This is a genomic window from Thalassospira sp. CH_XMU1448-2, assembly GCF_037027285.1.
Lineage (GTDB): Bacteria > Pseudomonadota > Alphaproteobacteria > Rhodospirillales > Thalassospiraceae > Thalassospira > Thalassospira profundimaris_C.
Genome location: NZ_JAYMEA010000007.1, coordinates 153,593 through 173,533 on the forward strand (window position 1 = coordinate 153,593; position 19,941 = coordinate 173,533).

Here is a 19,941-nt window from a genome sequence, read left to right on the forward strand (position 1 = left end):
ATCAATTGAATTCGTTTTCAACAAAGAATCAAGGCAGATCAAAATGCGTAGCTTGAAACTTGCAGCTGTTGCCATTGTATTGGTGGCACTTGGCGCGTGCACGGCAACCGTTCAGAATTTCTCGAACCAGCCCTTCCCGAGCGATGTTGAAAAGCTCAGCATGGCAGAAATCGAGGCAACCATCATTGAGACCGCATCTGCACGTGACTGGATCGTTCAGCGCGAAAGTGAAGGTCACCTCAAGGCGACCTACAACCCGCGCTCTCATAGTGCTGAAGTCGCGATCGCGTTTGATCAAAAGAAGTATTCGATCATTTATGTCGACAGCGCCAATCTGAACTATAATGGCACTCAAATTCATCGGAACTATAACCGTTGGGTCAATAACCTGAGACAGGATATCCTGCGTGCGGTCTCTGCCCGCGCAGCCCTTGCCAACTAGGACTTCAGATGACGCTGCTTTGCGCCCACATGCCGCAATGGGCCTTTTGGGAAAATACCGATGGTCAGGCTACGCTGACCGTAAAACGCAACGGGGAAGACCTGATTGCGCATGAACAGTCGGATCCGGCCAAACTGGCGCAAAGTATAAAACCGGCCTTGCGGCGGCGTCTTGACCTGTTTGGTCGCGCCGCCGCCGAGGTTCTTGCACACACACTTGCCGGAACAGACAATCCGCGCATCGTATTCTGTTCCCGACATGGCAATATCGAGCGAACCGTCAAACTCCTGCATCAGGTCGCAACGGACGAGGCTCTGTCGCCAGCCGATTTCAGCATGTCGGTCCATAATGCCTTTATCGGAGTTGCATCCATCAACTGGTCAATCACCGCAAGCCATACGGCCATTTCAGCAGGTGATGACACCCTGATCGCAGCAATGACTGAAACACTTGCACAACTTGCGACCGACCCGCGACCGGTTGTCCTGTGCTTCGTTGATCTGCCTCTACCTGATATTTATCAGGACCATATTGAACAATCCGATACCGGCATGGCGCTTGCCATTCGCTTTGATCCACATGACAAGGCGGGATCCGGCACGGACAATCTGTTTGGTTTCGCAAACCTTGCCCCGGAAGAACGCAATACGCTTTTGCCCGGCAAAGCATTCGATCAGGCAAAAGCGATGGTCGAGCTTTTGTCATCACGCACAGAGCGCATTAATATTGTCGGCAAAACCACCGCCTGGACACTTTCAAGACATGACTGATTCCGCCCTGGCCCCGACACCCTCCCATCCGAAACCAGTCCGCGGCCTGAACTGGTATTGGCGGCTGATTGCAACCGGCTTTGCATTCAGCAGCTTTGGTCTTGGCGGGTTGTTTATGGCCCTGACAATTTTCCCGGCCATGATGGTCATTCTGCGCAATCGCGCAAAACGCCGTCAATATGCCCAGTTTGTCATCTGTCGGGGTTTTCGGCTGTTTGCCTGGATGCTGGATATCACCGGGGTTGCCGGGGTTCAGGCATATAACCTTGACCGGCTTAAGGATGCGCAGGGTACGTTGATTATCGCCAATCACCCGACACTTCTGGACGTTGTGATGATCCTGTCACGGATGGACCGGTGCCAGTGTGTGGTCAAACATGAACTGTTTCGCAATCCGTTCCTGTTCGGGGTTGTTCGGGCGGCGGGCTTTATCCGGAATGACGACAATCCGGAAAACCTGATCACCCAGGCACGTCACCATCTGGCGTCCGGTGCCAATATCATGATTTTCCCGGAAGGCACCCGAACCCCGCCAAAACACAAGCTTGGCAAGCTTCAGCGCGGAGCTGCAAACATAGCGATAGAAACACAAGCCGACTTGATTCCTGTAGTTGTACATTGTAATCACGATACCTTGAAAAAAGGGGTTCCGTGGTATCGTATTCCGCCGTCAAAAATCCAATACCGGCTGGAAATTGATCCACCAATAATATTCAACGATATTCATGATCCCGAGTTGCCGCGTGCCAAACAATCGCGTGCGTTGACCCGGTTCATCAAAGAATACTTCTTGAGCAGATTGACATATGACTTCGCTGGAAACAGAACTTAAAGCATTCATCATCGAGACGCTTAATCTCGAAGATGTGCAGGTCGATGACATTGATAGTACCGAAGCCCTTTTCGTTGATGGCTTGGGTCTTGATTCTATTGATGCGCTTGAACTTGGCGTCGCGCTTCAGAAAAAATATGATGTCCGTATCGATGCCAAAGACGAAAACGTCAAAACACATTTTGCGTCCGTTCAGAACCTGGCCAAATTCATTCAGTCAGCGAAGGGGGCGTAACCATGCATAGTCGCGACGAAGTCTATAACCAGTTACAGCATTATCTGGTCGAACTGTTCGAGGTCCCGGCCGAAGACATCACGCCCGATGCCCGCCTGATGGAAGACCTTGATCTTGATAGCATCGATGCTGTCGATCTGATCGTCAAATTCCAGGAACTTACCGGCAAGAAAATCCCGGCCACTGAATTCAAATCGGTCAGAACCGTCGATGACGTGGTCGAGAAAATTCATGACCTGGTCAGCTCCTAGTCGCGTCGGCGCCATTCTGCTTGCGATACTGGGTATTGCCTATCCGGTACTGGTTTATTTCGGGCTTTCGATCTTTTCGCCACGTCTGATCCTTATCATGCTGATTGTTGCTGTCGTCCTGCGTGCCGCCCTGTTTCTTGGCAGTGGAAAACGCGCACAGGCGGCAAGCTTTCTTGTGATTGCGGTCATTCTGAGCTCTGCGGGGATTGCCAGCGCGCTGGTGGCAATCCGTTTTTATCCGGTCATTGTCAGTTCAACCCTTGCCGCCCTGTTTGGACTATCCCTGTTTTCCGGGATGCCGATGATTGAACGGTTTGCACGGCTTCGGTCTGGTGAACTTGATGCCTATGCCATCGCTTACACCCGCAAACTGACCGGCATATGGGTCGGGTTCTTTGTTCTGAATGGCACTGTGGCGGCATGGACTGCCCTTTATGCCAGTATCGAAACATGGACGCTTTATAACGGACTGATTTCCTATGTCCTGATCGGGGTCCTGTTCGTTGGGGAATGGCCGGTGCGCCGTATCCTGCGCGCCCGCCATAACCGGAAATCACAAAACAATCCCCGGCAGGAGAACGCATGAGCGTTTTTTTCACAAACCTCAGTGATCCTCGCAATACTGAAACCGCCTTGTTTCTCGAAGGTGGCAGCACGATCAATGTCGGCACCGTTCAGGCCGATATCGACAAGCTTGCTGCAATGCTTGAACCGGGATCGCGCGTTTCGATCTATTGCCAGTCCACGCGCCTGTTCCTGATTGCTCTTGCGGCCGTGTGGCGGTCCGGTTCGACCGCAATCCTGCCTGCGACGGACAAAAGCGGGTATCTCGATGAAATCGGGCAGCAGTTTGATACACATCTGGATGATGTGCGCATCGCTGATCTGCTTGGCAATCCGAACGATCCGGAAACGGCAAATGATCCGCATAACACTATTGCGGATGCAACATCCTGCAAGGCCATCTTCTTTACGTCGGGATCAAGTGGCATCCCGAAGCCGATCATAAAGACCCTTGCCCAGATCGAGGACGAAATCAAAACCCAGTCCCCGCTTTGGTGCCCGTTGATGCAGGAAAGATCGCGGGTCATCGGACTTGTTTCCCATCAGCATATCTATGGTTTGATCTTTCGGGTGATCTGGCCGGTCATGAACAGGCAAATCACCCGTGCCGAACCGGCCCCGTTCTGGGAAATGGTTCTTGCCGAACTGGAAACTGGTGACATGCTGGTTACCAGTCCTGCACAGCTTAAAAACCTTCATCCCGATCTGATCCATGCGCCACGCCCGGCACTTGTCCTGAGTTCTGGCGGACCACTTGATTTACCGACGGCACAGGCCGCCACCAAGATGCTTGGCACCTGCCCGACCGAAATTTATGGAAGCACCGAAACCGGTGGCATTGCCTGGCGTCAACAGCAAGGTGAAAACACACCATGGCATCCGCTTCCGGGGCTGGATACCGGACTGAATGATGACGGCTGTCTGCGCGTGCGTGCAAACCATATTGCCGGGGATGACTGGTATCAGACACAGGACAGGGTCGACATTAACATCGATGACCATAGCTTCGTGCTTAAAGGTCGTGCCGACCGGGTGGTAAAGATCGAGGGCAAGCGTGTTTCGCTTGGTGCAGTGGAAGAACACCTTCGTCAAAGCGACCTTGTCGAAGACGCTGTTGCACTTCTGGCCCATGAAGATGATCAAAGACTGGCCGTTGTGGCGGTTCTGACCGACAAGGGCCAGACCGAGTTGCAAAAGCACGGCCGTTTCCGGATGGGACGCCTTTTGCGCCGTGATCTTGCGCAATTTGAAGATGACGCGGCATTACCACAACGCTGGCGATTTGTTGATGCCCTTCCGACAGACAGTCAGGGCAAGAAGCCCCTGCATCTGTTGCGCGCACTATTTGATGACAATGGCAATACTCTTCCGGCGGTTTCAAGTCAGGCAGGCGAAGGCAACAGCCTTTCGATGACGCTTGCACTTAATTCCGACATGACCTGCTTTAAGGGGCATTTCCCGGGGCAACCGATCCTTCCCGGCGTCGTACAGCTTCATTGGGCCGCCCTTTTTGGCGCATCGCTTTTCGGGTCATCACGCAATGTGTCCGAGGTGAGCCAGCTTAAATTCCGCAAACCAATAACACCCACCGACATCATCAAACTTGAACTTGATTATGACGCAGCGGCAGGGCGCCTTAAATTCTGTTACCGATCCGACGAAGCCGATCTGCATAGTTCGGGCACCCTGAAGTTACGCACGCCCGATACATACCAAGGTGACGTCGCGTGAAAGTCTGTGCGCTGATCCCGACCCATAATCACCATAGCGTTCTGGCTGATGTCGTTGCGTCGATCCGCGCCCATGATCTTTGTGTGTTCATCATTGATGACGGCTCAAATGAACAGACACGACAGGTCGTCGAAAGCCTTCATGATCCGGAAAATGGCGTGATCTGTCATCGGCTGCCACGTAATGGCGGGAAGGGTGTGGCAGTCATGACAGGAATGGAAATTGCCCGGAAGGCCGGATTTAGCCACGCCATCCAGATTGATGCCGACGGGCAGCATGACCTTGCCCGGATCCCTGAGATGCTGACTGCGGCAAATGGTAACCCGGATGCACTGATCACCGGTCTTCCGATCTATGACGACAGCATTCCGACCGGACGCAAAATCGGGCGCTGGGTGACCCATGTATGGGTGTGGATTGAAACGCTTTCCTTTGCCATCCGCGACAGCATGTGCGGGTTTCGTGTCTATCCGCTTGAACAAAGCCTTGCGATCTGGCGCGAAGAGGGTCTTGGCAAAAAGATGGATTTTGACACCGAACTGATGGTGCGTCTGTTCTGGCGCGGTGTGCCGGTGATCCATATTCCGACCAAGGTGACATACCCCGACGGAAACACATCAAACTTCCGGATGTGGAAGGACAATGTCCTGATCAGCTGGATGCATACCAGACTGGTTTTTGGCATGATCTGGCGGTTGCCGGGATTTGTGTTCCGTGGCGGGCGATTTGTCCAAACCGGGAAAACGGGATCACACAGCGCAACACCCCCACCGTCCGAGCACTGGTCAGAGATTGATGAACGGGGCATCTATTTCGGGATGCGGTTCCTTGGCATGGTGTATCGCTATTGCGGCAGACGCTTCTGTCTGGCGATCATGTTGCCGATCATTTTTTACTTCTACCTGACCGGTCACGCTGCCCGACAGGCGTCACATGATTTTCTGAGCCGCGCGCAAAAGGCCGGGGCGGATATTGCACCAACGCGCATGAATGTGTTTCGCCATTTTGTTCAGTTTGGTGAAAGCGCACTCGACAAGATCGCCGCCTGGAGCGGGCGGCTAAAAGAAAGCAACCTTGACCTTCCCGATGATGCCACCAGCCTGTTTGATTATTTGCCGCGCAATCATGCAGTGGTTCTGCTGGTTTCGCATTTCGGCAATATGGAACTGGTGCGCGCCATTGCCAGCCGGGATCGCGATTTTCGCGTCAATGTGTTGCTGCATCAAAAAAATGCCGCCCGGTTTGGTCGTGTCCTGAAGAAATTTGCCCCCGAAAGTCAGGTCGACCTGATTGAAGTCACCGAAATCGGCCCCGACACCGCGATGATGCTGCGCGAACGGGTTGACCGGGGGGAATGGGTGGTGATTGCCGCTGACCGCGTTGCGATTGGCGCACGCGACAAAACGGTCCACACACCGTTCCTGGGCGAAGACGCGCCATTCCCGCAAGGTCCGTTTATCCTTGCCTATTTGCTGCAATGCCCGGTCTACTCGGCTGCGGCATGGCGTTCGGGGGAAAAATTCAGGATTGCCTGGCACAAGCTGGCCGATCAGATGATCCTGCCACGTGCAAAGCGCGAAGAGGCGATCAAAAATTACGCCAGCCTGTATGCGCAATGGCTTGAAAAGATTGTTGTTAATGAACCGCTGCAATGGTTCAATTTCTATGACTTCTGGGCGAAGAAAAAGGCAGATAATGACCAATAATCACATCAACATCATTTTCGGCGAGAACGATCTGATGATCGAGGATGTGATTGCCCTGTCAGAACAGCGCGCCCAACCGGTTCTGACTGGTGACGCAGAGTTCCGCAATCGCATCCAGAACGGCGCGGACTTCCTTGATCGCGAATTGCGCGAGCATGGTCATATTTACGGGGTCACCACCGGTTATGGGGATTCAGTATCACGCCGCGTGCCCCCCGAACTGGTTGCAGAACTCCCCCTGCATCTAAGCCGTTTTCATGGCTGCGGTCTTGGCAACATTCTGCCCGCCGATCAGGCGCGCGCGGTGCTGGCCGTACGTCTGGCATCACTTTGCAGTGGCTATTCTGCCGTAAGTGTCGATCTTCTTGATCAGCTGACCGGCCTTCTGGCCCATGACATTACGCCGCTGATCCCCGAAGAGGGATCGGTCGGAGCATCCGGCGACCTGACCCCGCTATCCTATGTTGCTGCGGCCCTGATCGGCGAGCGCGATGTGCTCTATCGCGGCACCCAAACAACAGCCAAGGATGCACTTGAGCAAGCTGGCCTTACGCCACTGGTGTTGCGCCCCAAAGAAGCATTGGCCATCATGAATGGTACGGCCGTTATGACGGCACTGATGTGTCAGGCATTTGTTCGCGCACAATATCTTTGCAAACTGACCAGCCGTATCACAGCAATGGCAAGCATTGGCCTTCTGGGCAATCCCGCACATTTCGACAAACGGCTTTTCGCGGCAAAGCCCCACCCCGGACAGGCACAGATTGCAGCATGGATTGAGAATGATCTTGCCCATCTTGGACCGGATTACGAACCGGCACGCTTGCAGGATCGCTATTCATTGCGCTGTGCGCCGCATGTGATTGGTGTGCTGGCCGATATGATGCCCACCTTCCGCAGGACGCTTGAAATCGAACTCAATAGTGCAAATGACAATCCGCTGCTTGATGTTGGTGAAAACACCATTTTGCATGGCGGTCATTTTTACGGCGGCCACATTGCCTTTGTTGCGGATGGCATGAAGACACTGGTCGCCAATCTGGCCGATCTGATGGACCGGCAGATGGCGCTTCTGGTTGATACCAGATTCAACCACGGCCTCCCATCCAACCTGTCGGGATCGGGGGCTGATCGTGCATCGATCAATCATGGCCTGAAGGCCGTCCAAATCGGTGCCTCAGCCTGGACGGCAGAGGCCCTGAAACAAACCATGCCGGCCAGCGTATTTTCGCGATCCACCGAATGTCATAACCAGGACAAGGTCAGCATGGGCACGATTGCCGCGCGCGATTGCCTGCGTGTCCTGCAACTGACCGAACAGGTGGTTGCAGCCAACCTGATTGCCGCCCTTCAGGCCATCCGCCTGCGGGAGAAATCGGGCGAGATTACGAAAGCGCAACTCGGCCCGGACCTTGTCCGCTTTATCGACCAGCTTAAGGAAGACATTGGCTTTATCGATGAAGACCAGCCACTTGAAGCGACCTTGCGATTGGTGATTTCACGTATTCAGGGCCGCCACTGGGCACTTTATGACGGGGAGGTCGCATGATAGCCGCATCCGTCACCGAAACCATCCAGTTCTATCATCTTGATCCGATGAATGTGGTCTGGCACGGCAATTACGTTCAGTTCTTTGAAAATGCCCGCTGTGCGCTGCTTGACAAGATCGACTATAACTATCCACAGATGGATGAAAGCGGCTATCTGTGGCCGGTCGTCGATATGCGGGTCAAATATGTCCGTCCCTGCCGGTTCGGACAGGAAATCCGCATTACCGCAACACTCAGGGAATATGAAAACCGGCTCAAGATTGATTATCTGATTACCGATGCCAAAACCGGTGACAAGCTGACCAAGGGCTTTACCATTCAGGTTGCCGTTGAAAAGGCGACCGGCGAAATGCTGTTTGCCAGCCCGGAATGTCTGATCTCCAAGCTGGAAATACAAAAATGATCAGGCTTCGCATCATCGCACAGCGGATATTGGTGACCTTTGGCATTGTCATTCTGATGACAATTTCAGCTTTGGTTTCATCTGTGCGGGCCGATAGTGCGGGTATCTCCGCACCACTTTCAATTTCCGATGATGCCTATCTGACAGGGGTCTTTCAACTGGACCGGCACCTGAACGGGTTTGATCAGCCCCTTGTTTCTACGGGCAACTTTACCCTGTCCCCCAAAGACGGGCTGGTGTGGGAAAATCAGGAACCATTCCCCGATACCACCGTGATGACAGATCGCGGGATTACCCGTGTGCTTGACGATGGCAGCACAGAAGTCATTGCAAGTGGTGCACAGTTTCATCAATTCATCGCCCTGATTTCTGCCGTTCTTGCCGGAAACTGGGATACCTTGTCGGCACATTTCACCCTTGCTGAAATGCCACCGGAAACCGGCGAAACCAATGCATCCTGGCACGTAAAACTTGTCCCGCTTGCCGGTCTTCCGATTGCAGATCAGATCATCGAGATCACGGCATCGGGCGATCAGTTTGTTGAACATGTCACGATTAAAAAGCCATCTGGCGATTATGATGACATCACACTTGGCAATCAGGCAAAGGCATCCCTGCCCTTGCCGGGTGATATCGCAGTCCTTCTGTCCGGGCAGGCACAATAATGAAGCTGCGCGCCACCATATGGGTGATCTGTCTGCTGGTCATGGGGATCGTGACGGTCTGGCAGATCAGCGCGAAGCACAGCCGCATTGATGGTGATATTCTTGCCCTGATCGGGCAGGAAAGTGGTCCGGAAAACGCCGAACGGTTTTCAGATATCAATATTGTCCGTGATCTTTTGGCACGCGATGCCCGTCAGGCCATCGTGATGGTCTCACATGGCAATCGCAATGCCCTTGAGACCGCAAGCCGGGATATGGCCCAAGAGTTTCGTGACATTGCTGGCACAAACAATGTCAGCCTGCCGGGCTTTGAAACCGGTGATGCGCAGTCCCTTTATGGGCTTTATCAAAAGCATGCCAACGGGCTTTTGTCGCACAAGGACCGCGATAGTCTGATGAATGGTGACGGGCAGCGACTGTTTCGTCGTGCCTTGCAGGATCTTTACTCCCCGTCATCCATGATCAGTGCTCAGTCGCTTGGAAACGATCCATTTTCGCTTCTTCCGGGGTTTCTGTCCGAGCTTGGCAGCAAGATCGGACAAAGCGGTCTGGTTCAGGATGACAACCGGTTCGCAACACCAATCATCATCACCCTGTCGCCGGATGTCCGCACCAACGGGCAGGAAGCGCAATGGGTGGAACAGATCAACGATGTGATTGCGACAAGAAGCGCATCCGATGCTGCGCTTCACATCGCCAAAACCGGTCAGGTTTTCTTTGCTGTATCAGAAGCCAGCCACGCACGCAGCGACGTTCAACGCATTGCGATAATTGCCACCATCGGTGTGATCATGATGGTGGTTGGTGTCTTTATGTCGGCACTTCCACTGGTTGCGACACTGCTAACCGTGGGCAGTGGATTGCTTGCCGGGATTACCGCCCTTGTTGTCGTCTTTGACAGCATCCACGCCATTGCACTGGTGTTTGGAGCAAGCCTGATTGGTATTTCGATTGATTATGCACTGCATTTTCTGGTTCTGCCAAAGTCGGTCGGGGCTGCCAGCGCACGGCTTGCGCATATTCGTCCGGGCTTGCGGCTTGGCCTTCTGACCACTGTTTGCGGCTTTGCTGCCCTTGCCGTGACGCCGACAGTCTTGCTTGCACAGATATCGCTTTATTCCATTTCCGGACTGATTGCGGCCTATGTCACTGTGGTGACGATCCTGCCCGTTCTGCCCCATCGTGATGCAAGGGACCGGTCAGCCATCCGCACGATCTATGCCCATATTGATACCGCTTTGCTGAAAGTCCGCATCCCGCAGAAACAACGTCTGGCGGTTCTGGTATGTGCGGTCATCGGCCTGATTACAACCGTCTATTCCCTGCCCGCCAATGACGATATAGCGGCCCTTGGTCACGGCAATGCAGCCTTGATCGAAGATGCCCGCGAGATTGGCGAAACGCTGGGGATAGGGGGCAATCCGCAATTCATCCGCATTGATGGCAGACTTGTTCAGGACCGCCTCGAAACAGGTGAAGCTGTACGCACCGCCCTGACCCCGATTATCCGGGACGGTATTCTGGGAAGTCTGTTTGGTCTGTCCGATGTCATTCCATCGATTAAACGACAGCAAGAAAACCGCGAACTGGTGGCTAAGGAACTGGAAGAACCCTTTGGGGCAAAGCTGCGGGCATCATTACCGGCCCAAACTCCCACCCAACATACCGAAAGTGATTTTCTGGAACCTGATCCGGATATTTTGGGGACCATCCCGGCCCTTGCGAGCTTGCAGCACGGGGAAACCGATATTATCCGGCTTGGTGCCGTTAAAGATGCCGATGCCATTCGCGACGCAATTGCAGACATTGGCAATGCCCGGCTGATCAATCCGCGCGAAACCATCACAGCCCAGTTCGCGCATTACCGGAACTGGGCCACGATTGCGCTTGCGGCATCGCTGATCGTTGCCGGTATCCTTGCCGTCATAAGATATGGTGCATATGCCGGTTTGAACGTCCTTGCCGCACCCTTGATTGCCATCCTGATTGCCGTTATCGGAGCATTCGCATTGGGTGTGACGATCAATTTCTTTGCAATCATGGCGCTGTTTCTGGTGTTTGCCATCGGGGCGGATTACGCGATTTTCACCTCTGAAAGTCGACATCACGGCCAACAGACGGAAACCCGCTTTGCCGTGTTCCTGTCCCTGATCAGCAGCATTCTGGCCTTTGGGCTTTTGGCGACAAGCTCGGTACCGGTGGTCAATACCATCGGCACCATCATTTCAATCGGTCTGGCCTGTGCCTGGATACTTTCCTACTGGATGTGTTCAATGCCCGCACAAGCTGACAATACCGACAGCCGGTAATCGAAAGGAAGAACACAAATGCACGATTGCGATGTTGCGATTATCGGTGCCGGACCGGCGGGTGCGGTTGCAGCCAAGTTTCTTCATGATGCCGGGCTCAGTGTTATCGTCCTGGAAGCACAAACCTTTCCGCGTTTTGTGATTGGCGAAAGCCTTTTGCCCAATTGCATGAATATCCTTGAACGTGCAGGTTTTCTGGATGCTGTCGAAGAAGCCGGGTTCCAGTTCAAAAATGGTGCTGTCTTTGAACGCGGCCCGCAATATCAGGCCATCGATTTTCGCGAGAATTTCGAAACCGACGGCTGGGGAACAACCTTTCAGGTCCAACGCGCCCGGTTTGACAAAATCCTGACCGATCATGCGACAAATGCGGGCATTGATATCCGTTTTGGTCACAAGGTAACCCGTGCCGAACTTGCCAAGGGCGAATGCCAACTGACATTTGAAAATGATCAGGGCGCGGTCGAGCATCTTCGATCCGGATTTGTCCTTGATGCCAGTGGTTACGGACGCGTATTGCCCCGCATGCTGGGCATTGCACGGTCAGACCATTCGACCGAGCGGCGGGCACTCTTTACCCATATTCAGGACAACATTACCGATCAGGACTATGACCGGAACAAGATCCTGATTACGGTTCATCCGACCCATCATGAAATCTGGTATTGGCTGATTCCGTTTTCTGACGGCACGTCATCGGTCGGGGTTATCTTTCCGGACCAAGACCCCAAATGGTCAGCCATGGAACAGCAGGATATCTTTGACACACTGATCAACGAGACCCGACTGGGCACGTTGCTGGCCGACGCCAAACCAACCCGGCCGCTGAATGCCATTGCCGGGTACAGTGCCCAGTCCGACCAGCTATTCGGGGACGGGTATGCCCTGCTGGGTAATTCCGCGGGGTTCCTTGATCCCGTTTTCTCATCGGGGGTAACCATCGCCTTGCAGTCAGCCGAAATGGCCGCCAAGGTTCTGATCGAACATCATCAGGGCAAAGACGTGGATTGGCAAAAGGACTATGCCGACCCGCTCGAAAAGGGGGTTGCGACCTTTCGTTCCTATGTTGACGCATGGTATGACGAGCGCCTTCAGACGATCATTTTCAATCAGCCGACCGACGACACACAGATCAAGCGCATGGTTGTCTCGATCCTTGCCGGTTACGCCTGGAATATCGACAATCCGCTGGTAAGCAAAACCGACCATTACCTTAAGATGTTGCACGACCTATGCGATCAGTCCTGACCTTGTTAACCGCCGTGATGCTCGGTGCATGTAGTACGCAAATACCGACCAGTTCCACATCGGAAATGGCGCGGACGAGTGCGTATAACATGATCATGCTTGATCAGGTCAGTGGTGCTACGCTGACACTTCCCGATCAGCCCTGGCTGGAAGACACGGTCATCAATGTCATCCAGCAGGTTTCGGCAAAATGGAAGAACCCGACACCCCAATCCGGGCAGGATCGCGCAACCTTTATCGCCCGCATTGCCATCAATGCCGATCGCGTCAAAATCACGGTACTTGACGATCTGGGACGCCGTGCCCTTGATATCGACTGGACAGAAAATGCACTTGATATCACCACCGCAGACTGGGTTTCCGGAATGGTTGACGGGCGTCGCCTGCTTGCCGATATGGTCATGACCTATTGGCCGGTCGATGTTGTGCGCAGCGCCCTTGGCACTGATTTGTCGATTTCGGAGACAGGCAACAAACGCATGATCAAGACCCAAAATGATGGCGATATCTTCATGCAGATCAACCGTCCTGATGGTGATCCCTGGCAGGGTCAGGCAACGTTGCGCAATTTGGCACTTGGCTATGATCTTGCCATTAATTCAAGGCGGATGACGCCATGAACGTGACCGAAAAACCCGCATTTCTGTCCGCACTCGGCATGGTATCGGCCCTCGGTACCGGGATCGCCCAATCATCGGAAACGCTGTTTGGTGATCGCCCGGCAGACATGCGTCTGCATGAGGACTATCTGGTTGGTGAAAGCACCATATTGGGGACTTTTACCGGGGCGGTTGATCCTTTACCCAATCATCTTGGTCATTACGATACGCGCAACAACCGTTTGCTCTGGACTGCGGCAAACCAGATTTTTGACGAAATTTCCGATGTTATTGCAACATTTGGCAAGGACCGGGTCGCTGTCATTCTGGGCACAAGCACATCGGGGATCGAAGAAGGCACTTCTGGCTATCGCGACCGGCTGACGACCGGCCATTGGGCGGACAGTTTCCGTTATGAGGATCAGGAAATCGGATCGCCTGCCGAATTCCTGCGCGATGCGCTTGATCTGCAAAATCAGGCCTATGTGATTTCAACGGCATGTTCATCAAGTGCCAAGGCGTTTGGTGCTGCCCAGCGTCTGATCCGGGCGGGTTTGTGTGATGCGGTTCTGGTTGGCGGTGTTGATAGCCTGTGCCGCCTGACCGTGCGCGGTTTCCATTCTCTGAGTTCGGTTGCAACAGGCATCTGTAATCCGCTGAGTATCAATCGTGACGGGATCAATATTGGCGAAGGGGCTGCATTGTTTGTCATGCGTCCGGATCGCGGCAAGATTGCTGTTATGGGGGTTGGCGAAACGTCCGATGCCCATCATCCGAACGCACCACATCCTGACGGGATCGGGGCGATGGCGGCAATGCGCGCAGCCCTCGAACAATCGGGTTTACCAACAGACGCCATTTCCTATGTCAATCTGCATGGTACAGCGACCCCGCTTAATGACAGCATGGAAGCCCGCGCGGTTCACACGATATTTGATCACCCGGTCGCAGTAAGTTCCACCAAACCAATGACCGGTCACACCCTTGGTGCGGCGGGGGCGATCGAGGCTGCAATTCTTTGGCTGTCTTTAGACCAGATGCATGATGGTGCACCGCTGCCCCGCCATATCTGGGATGGTGTTATTGATCCCGGGATTCCTGCCATCAATCTGGTCGAAACCGTCGGTCAGCGCCTTGCGCCAGCTGATCAGTCTGCAATGATGAGCAATTCCTTTGCCTTTGGCGGCAGCAATGTGTCCGTAATTCTCGGGCGCGGTTTTAACAAAAATGGCCCGTCATCATGAATGAACATTCTGCCATCCCTGCTGTTGATGAACTGGTCCCGCATGCATCCCCGATGCTGCTGATTGACGAGGTATGTTCGGCTGATCCGCAAACACTCCATGCCCGCGTCACCATTCACAAAAACAGCATGTTTTTCGAGGAAGGACTTGGGGTTCCTGCCTATGTCGGGATTGAATATATCGCGCAGGCCGTTGCCGCCTATAGCGGCTGGCGCGGTAAACAGGAAGACCCGACATCACCGCCCCGGATCGGCTATCTTCTGGGAACGCGCAAAATGACCCTTGCATGCGATTGGTTTCAGGCTGGCAGTTGCCTTGATGTCTTTGTAAAAAACATCTTCGAAGATGAACAGATGGGCGTCTTTGAAGGCGAAGTCAGAAACGGGGAAACTGTTCTGGTCTTTGCACAGATCAATGTCTATCAGCCCGCTTCGGAAAACGACGCACAACAAGAAAACACGACGACCATTAATCAGGACACGGCAAAGCCATGACAGAAACCATACTGGTAACCGGTGCCAGCAAAGGCATTGGTGCCGCCACCGCAAGACGCCTTGCCCGCGACGGATTTGACGTCATCGTGCATTACCATTCCGATCAGATTGGCGCGCAAAAGGTTCTTGATGATGTCATTGCGACTGGTCGTCAGGGCCGTCTGATCTGCTTTGACATTGCAGATCGTGACGCAACACGCACCGCGCTTGAGAAAGATATCGCACAATTTGGCGCGCCCTATGGCGTGGTTCTCAATGCCGGTCTGACACGTGACAATGCCTTTCCCGCACTTGAAGATGACGATTGGGACAGTGTCTTGCACACCAATCTTGATGGCTTTTACAATGTCCTGAAGCCCGTGACGATGCCGATCATCCAGCGTCGCAAAGGTGGACGTATCGTTGCACTGACGTCGATTGCCGGACTGGCTGGCAATCGCGGTCAGGTGAACTATGCCGCATCCAAGGCCGGTATCATTGGTGCGGTTAAATCGCTGGCACTTGAACTTGCCAAACGCAAGATCACCGTCAATGCCGTGGCACCGGGGGTTATTGAAACGCAAATGACCGATGACCTGCCCGAAGACGAGGTCAAGGCCATGATCCCGATGCGTCGTTACGGCACCGCCGATGAAATTGCGGCAACCGTGGCCTTCCTGTGCAGTGCCGATGCGTCCTATATCACCCGGCAGGTCATCAGCGTGAACGGGGGGATGCTATGACCAGACGGGTTGTTGTGACCGGCATGGCCGGGATCACCGCATTGGGCAATGACTGGCAAACCATTTCATCACGGATGAATGCGGGTGAAACCGGCATCAAACGTATGGATGAATGGGACGGGAAATATGATCTCCGTACCCGCCTTGCCGGTCCGGTAGAGGATTTCAGCCTTAAGGGCAAGTTCAACCGCAAACAGCTGCGCAGCATGGGCCGCGTTGCCCAGATGTCGGTTGCCGCAACCGACCGGGCACTTGAAATGGCGGGCCTGCGCGACGAAAAATCAATCCTGCAGGGGGGGCGCCTTGGCATTGCCTATGGGTCTTCATTCGGAAGCACCCCGCCCGTTCTTGGCTTTACCCGACTGATGGAAACCGGTGACAGCAATGCGATTACCGCGACCAGCTATATCCAGATGATGAGCCACACATCAGCGGTCAATATCGGTGTCCTTTATGGCATTTGCGGGCGGATCATTCCCACATCAACCGCCTGTACATCGGGCAGCATGGGGATCGGTTATGCCTATGAGGCCATCAAATACGGGATGCAAGACGTCATGATTGCCGGTGGTGCCGAAGAACTTTGCCCCACCATGGTGGCCGTGTTTGATACCCTGTTTGCCACCAGCGACAACAACGATCATCCGGAAATCACCCCGCGCCCCTATGATCAGAACCGTGATGGTCTGGTGATCGGTGAAGGGGCCGGGACCCTGATCCTTGAAGAATATGAACATGCCGTCGCACGCGGTGCGACCATCTTTGGCGAGATTGTCGGATTTGCATCCAATTCCGACGGGGCACACATCACCCAGCCACAGGCCGACAAGATGGAAATCGCCCTGCGCAAATCGCTTGAAGATGCGGGCCTGTCACCGGCTGATATCGACATCGTCAACGGTCACGGCACCGCAACCGATCATGGCGACCTCGCAGAAAGCAAAGCCACACGGGCCGTGTTTGAACGTGCCGTTCCGATCCACACCCTGAAAGGTCATTTTGGCCATACTCTTGGGGCATGCGGCGCCATTGAAGCCTGGCTGGGTCTTGAGATGATGCGCGAAGGAACCTTTGTTCCGACCGCAAACCTTGTGACCCCCGACCCCGATTGTGCCGAGCTTGACTATATCCGGGACAAGCCGCGCGCCATTGCTGCGGAATATCTGATGAGCAACAATTTCGCCTTTGGCGGTATCAATACGTCACTGATCCTTGCCAGAGCGTAAAACGCGGGCCGAAACGGGGACGACCACATTATGCGTATTGCCATTCTTGACGATTACCAGAACCTTGCCCTGCAAGCTGCGGACTGGTCAGGCGTGACTGCTCATGGCGAAATCACGGTGTTTAATGACACGATCATTCATCCGGATGCCCTTCGTGATCGTTTGATGCCCTTTGATGTCTTGTGCGTGATGCGCGAACGCACCCCGATATCCGGCGAACTGATACGCGCATTACCAAACCTGAAACTGATTGTGACGACCGGCAAGCGCAATGACGCGATTGATGTCGCAACTGCCAATCAACTTGGCATCACTGTTTGCGGCACAGAAAGCCCGTCCACTGCAACACCTGAACTGACCTTTGCCCTGATGCTGGGGCTGGCGCGTAATATCGTCGACGAGAACGCTTCCATGCGCAGTGGCGGTTGGCAGATTGGTCTTGGACAGGACCTTGCCGGTTCGACACTGGGTATCGTTGGTCTGGGACGGCTTGGCGCAAAGATTGCCAAAATCGCACAGGCCTTTGACATGCGTGTCACTGCCTGGAGTGCCAACCTGACCAGAGAACGCTGCGAAGAACTGGGCGTCGAATACATGGACAGCAAGGAAACCCTGTTGCGTGATGCCGATTTCGTCACCATTCATCAGCGTCTTTCGGACCGGACACTTGGTCTGATCGGTAGTGCTGAATTCGCACAGATGAAGAAAACCGCCTTCCTGATCAACACATCACGCGGACCGATTGTCGATGACGTTGCCCTGATTGATGCCGTTAACAAGGGCGAGATCGCAGGCGCCGGAATTGATGTCTATGACCGCGAACCTTTGCCGCCATCGCATCCGCTGCGCAAATGTGACCGCTTGTTGCTGACACCCCATCTTGGCTATGTCACGCGCCACACTTGGGAAGTGTTTTACGGTCAAACCGTTGAGGCCGTTCTGGCATGGATCAATGGAAAGCCGATCCGCGTCATTTCCGATTGAGCGTCCTTGTGCTGCGACCAGCCCACGATAGCTCCATCGCCCAGCGCATATCCGGCCGATACGGTCTTTGGCGAGAAGGAAAGTCTGGTCGCGCCGTTTGACAAAGTTGATAACGGCGCGACCACTTGGAAATCCACATTTGATTTCGTGCTAGCACCGCACAAAACCCGATAGGCTTAGCCCGCCATCTTGGTGATAAAGGCACGCCAGCTTCCAAGATCGGTGATTTCGGTTGCACCGACCAGACCGGCACTTTCACACAGGAAGCCCTTCTCGAAGGTTCCGTCTTCAAGCTCGACCGAGCCAAGACATAACGGGGACGGAATCCCGGCAAGAAAGCCACCGACTTCCGATTTCGGCAATGCCCAAACCTCGACCTCAATCGCCGCACCACCATCGGCCATCGCAACCATGCCCGGACGTTTGGGAGGACCACCGGCAAGAGCGTAGAAGCTGTATTTTGCTGCGGTCTTGGTTTTTCGTATCAACCTTGCTCCGCGTCCGGTCAATTCGGGATTAAGTGGCAGGCCCGACATATGTGCCCCACAAACCACCATGCCGATTTCATCGGCCCCGACCGTATCAGAAGGAAGCAACGGTTTAGCCCGATCCCAACCGGTCGCACCAACCATGCCGTCTTCCATACGAGCAGCCAACGAGGCAACCATGGCATCTTCGCCCTTACGCGCAAGGATGGTCAGACTGCCCGGGCGGCCATCGCTGCGCGCCCCCGTAGGCACGGCAATCCCGCACATATCAAGCAAATTGACGAAATTGGTATAGGTTCCAAGACGGGAATTCGGCCCGATCGGATCGGCAGTAATATCCTCGACCGATACGAAATGCGGAATGGTCGGCACACAGATCGCATCAATCCCCGCCATCGCAAATTCGCATTCCCGCGCCAGATCCTTAAGGCGATACATACCGTTAAAGGCATCGGCAGCTGAAAGCTTTAAACCCGGTTCAAGAATGGCGCGCGTGGTCGGATGCATGGTTTCGGGCTTTTCGATCAGACGCGATCCAACCGCGGCAACCCGTTCTGCCACCCATGCGCCTTCATAAAGCATCTTCGCGACATTGTAGAACGGCGTGAAATCGATCTCGGTGACTTCGCATCCAAGCTCGGACAGCTTTTTGACGTCCTTGTGGAAATGGCTGGCCTGAATGTCATCGCCAAATGTTTCAAGGGTCTTGGCATTGGGCACGGCAACCCGCGTCGGTACAACAGAGCGCAACCCGCCCATTGCCGGGAAGTTGCGGGAATAGGCATCCTTGGGGTCATATTTGGCGGCAACCTCGAAGACGTCCCACGCATCTGACACGTTCAACGCAAAGATCGAAATCGTATCAAGGGTACGACAGGCCGGAACCACCCCGCTTGCCGAAAAGGCACCAAGGGTCGGTTTAAGGCCGACGATGCTGTTTAGCGCTGCGGGTACGCGCCCCGACCCCGCCGTATCTGTTCCAAGCGAGAATGTCGCAATTCCGTGCGCCACCGCAACGGCCGATCCCGACGATGAACCACCGGGCACAATTGCCGGATCAACCGCATTCAGTGGTACCGGATAGGGGCTGCGCACCCCGACAAGGCCCGTTGCGAACTGATCAAGATTGGCTTTGCCAAGGCAGATCGCACCGGCCGCACGAAGCTGGGCCACTACAAAGGCATCACGCGTCGCATCATAGGCAAAATCAGGACAGGCTGCCGTAGTTGGCATGCCAAGAACATCGATATTGTCCTTGGCGACATAGGGCACTCCCCAAAGAGGACGTCCGTCATAACTGCCAAGTTCCCTGGCCGCGGCAAGGGCTGCATCGCGTGCAGTATGAATAAAGATGCCCGGGTCATTGGTGGCATCCAGTCGACGAAACGCCTCTTCGATGACTTGCGTCGGACTCACACCTGATGCGTATGCCTGCCGCAGGGCGGCAAGTGTAAAAGGAAGATCAGCAATCATTTTTG

20 protein-coding genes are annotated in these 19,941 nt (G+C 54.3%); 19 read left to right on the forward strand and 1 reads right to left on the reverse strand.

The genetic code is table 11. The features are described from left to right. The first annotated feature begins 43 nt into the window (after positions 1-43). Genes WA318_RS19840 through WA318_RS19930 form a run of 19 tightly spaced genes read left to right on the forward strand, consistent with a single transcriptional unit; the run spans position 44 to position 17,975 of the window. Positions 44-442, forward strand: coding sequence for a hypothetical protein (locus WA318_RS19840; RefSeq protein ID WP_147251976.1), 399 nt, complete (start codon positions 44-46; stop codon positions 440-442). An 8-nt stretch (positions 443-450) separates the two neighbouring features. After that, the gene (locus WA318_RS19845) at positions 451-1,212 is read left to right on the forward strand and encodes a beta-ketoacyl synthase chain length factor (RefSeq protein WP_336083914.1); all 762 of its coding nucleotides are present in this window, start codon (positions 451-453) and stop codon (positions 1,210-1,212) included. Continuing rightward, positions 1,205-2,044, forward strand: coding sequence for a lysophospholipid acyltransferase family protein (locus WA318_RS19850; RefSeq protein WP_336083915.1), 840 nt, complete (start codon positions 1,205-1,207; stop codon positions 2,042-2,044). Before WA318_RS19845 ends, WA318_RS19850 begins: the two co-directional genes overlap by 8 nt. Then, complete coding sequence (locus WA318_RS19855) at positions 2,019-2,279, forward strand: phosphopantetheine-binding protein (protein ID WP_114098136.1); 261 nt, start codon at positions 2,019-2,021, stop codon at positions 2,277-2,279. The genes WA318_RS19850 and WA318_RS19855 overlap by 26 nt, the downstream gene beginning before the upstream one ends. A gap of 2 nt (positions 2,280-2,281) precedes the next feature. Then, on the forward strand, positions 2,282-2,530 hold the full coding sequence (locus WA318_RS19860) for an acyl carrier protein (RefSeq protein ID WP_114098135.1): 249 nt from the start codon (positions 2,282-2,284) through the stop codon (positions 2,528-2,530). Beyond that, positions 2,511-3,116 (forward strand): hypothetical protein, encoded by a 606-nt coding sequence (locus WA318_RS19865; protein ID WP_336083918.1) that lies wholly within the window; start codon positions 2,511-2,513, stop codon positions 3,114-3,116. Before WA318_RS19860 ends, WA318_RS19865 begins: the two co-directional genes overlap by 20 nt. Further along, complete coding sequence (locus WA318_RS19870; RefSeq protein ID WP_336083920.1) at positions 3,113-4,825, forward strand: AMP-binding protein; 1,713 nt, start codon at positions 3,113-3,115, stop codon at positions 4,823-4,825. The genes WA318_RS19865 and WA318_RS19870 overlap by 4 nt, the downstream gene beginning before the upstream one ends. Then, positions 4,822-6,531: a glycosyltransferase family 2 protein gene (locus WA318_RS19875; protein ID WP_336083922.1), complete on the forward strand. Its 1,710-nt coding sequence runs from the start codon at positions 4,822-4,824 to the stop codon at positions 6,529-6,531. The genes WA318_RS19870 and WA318_RS19875 overlap by 4 nt, the downstream gene beginning before the upstream one ends. After that, positions 6,521-8,080 carry an HAL/PAL/TAL family ammonia-lyase gene (locus WA318_RS19880; protein WP_336083924.1) on the forward strand — a complete coding sequence of 520 codons (1,560 nt, stop codon included), beginning with the start codon at positions 6,521-6,523 and terminating at the stop codon, positions 8,078-8,080. The genes WA318_RS19875 and WA318_RS19880 overlap by 11 nt, the downstream gene beginning before the upstream one ends. Next, positions 8,077-8,484, forward strand: coding sequence for an acyl-CoA thioesterase (locus WA318_RS19885; RefSeq protein ID WP_336083926.1), 408 nt, complete (start codon positions 8,077-8,079; stop codon positions 8,482-8,484). Before WA318_RS19880 ends, WA318_RS19885 begins: the two co-directional genes overlap by 4 nt. Next, entirely contained in the window at positions 8,481-9,149 is a 669-nt protein-coding gene (locus WA318_RS19890; protein WP_336083928.1) for a LolA family protein, read from the forward strand. Before WA318_RS19885 ends, WA318_RS19890 begins: the two co-directional genes overlap by 4 nt. Next, positions 9,149-11,458, forward strand: coding sequence for an MMPL family transporter (locus WA318_RS19895; protein ID WP_336083930.1), 2,310 nt, complete (start codon positions 9,149-9,151; stop codon positions 11,456-11,458). The genes WA318_RS19890 and WA318_RS19895 overlap by 1 nt, the downstream gene beginning before the upstream one ends. A gap of 18 nt (positions 11,459-11,476) precedes the next feature. Then, a complete protein-coding gene (locus WA318_RS19900; RefSeq protein WP_336083932.1) occupies positions 11,477-12,706 on the forward strand; it encodes an NAD(P)/FAD-dependent oxidoreductase in 1,230 nt (409 codons plus the stop codon). Further along, positions 12,691-13,326 (forward strand): DUF3261 domain-containing protein, encoded by a 636-nt coding sequence (locus tag WA318_RS19905; protein ID WP_336083934.1) that lies wholly within the window; start codon positions 12,691-12,693, stop codon positions 13,324-13,326. The genes WA318_RS19900 and WA318_RS19905 overlap by 16 nt, the downstream gene beginning before the upstream one ends. Continuing rightward, on the forward strand, positions 13,323-14,549 hold the full coding sequence (locus WA318_RS19910) for a beta-ketoacyl-ACP synthase (RefSeq protein ID WP_336083936.1): 1,227 nt from the start codon (positions 13,323-13,325) through the stop codon (positions 14,547-14,549). Before WA318_RS19905 ends, WA318_RS19910 begins: the two co-directional genes overlap by 4 nt. Beyond that, the gene (locus WA318_RS19915) at positions 14,546-15,043 is read left to right on the forward strand and encodes a hotdog family protein (RefSeq protein WP_336083938.1); all 498 of its coding nucleotides are present in this window, start codon (positions 14,546-14,548) and stop codon (positions 15,041-15,043) included. Before WA318_RS19910 ends, WA318_RS19915 begins: the two co-directional genes overlap by 4 nt. Beyond that, positions 15,040-15,765 carry a 3-oxoacyl-ACP reductase FabG gene (gene fabG, locus WA318_RS19920; protein WP_336083940.1) on the forward strand — a complete coding sequence of 242 codons (726 nt, stop codon included), beginning with the start codon at positions 15,040-15,042 and terminating at the stop codon, positions 15,763-15,765. The genes WA318_RS19915 and fabG overlap by 4 nt, the downstream gene beginning before the upstream one ends. Further along, a complete protein-coding gene (locus WA318_RS19925; protein ID WP_114098122.1) occupies positions 15,762-16,991 on the forward strand; it encodes a beta-ketoacyl-ACP synthase in 1,230 nt (409 codons plus the stop codon). The genes fabG and WA318_RS19925 overlap by 4 nt, the downstream gene beginning before the upstream one ends. Positions 16,992-17,021: 30 nt before the next feature. Next, positions 17,022-17,975, forward strand: coding sequence for a D-2-hydroxyacid dehydrogenase family protein (locus WA318_RS19930; RefSeq protein WP_336083943.1), 954 nt, complete (start codon positions 17,022-17,024; stop codon positions 17,973-17,975). 176 nt (positions 17,976-18,151) lie between these two features. Here WA318_RS19930 and atzF read toward each other — a convergent pair whose 3' ends face one another. After that, positions 18,152-19,936 carry an allophanate hydrolase gene (atzF, locus tag WA318_RS19935; protein WP_336083945.1) on the reverse strand — a complete coding sequence of 595 codons (1,785 nt, stop codon included), beginning with the start codon at positions 19,934-19,936 and terminating at the stop codon, positions 18,152-18,154. Positions 19,937-19,941: the final 5 nt, after the last annotated feature.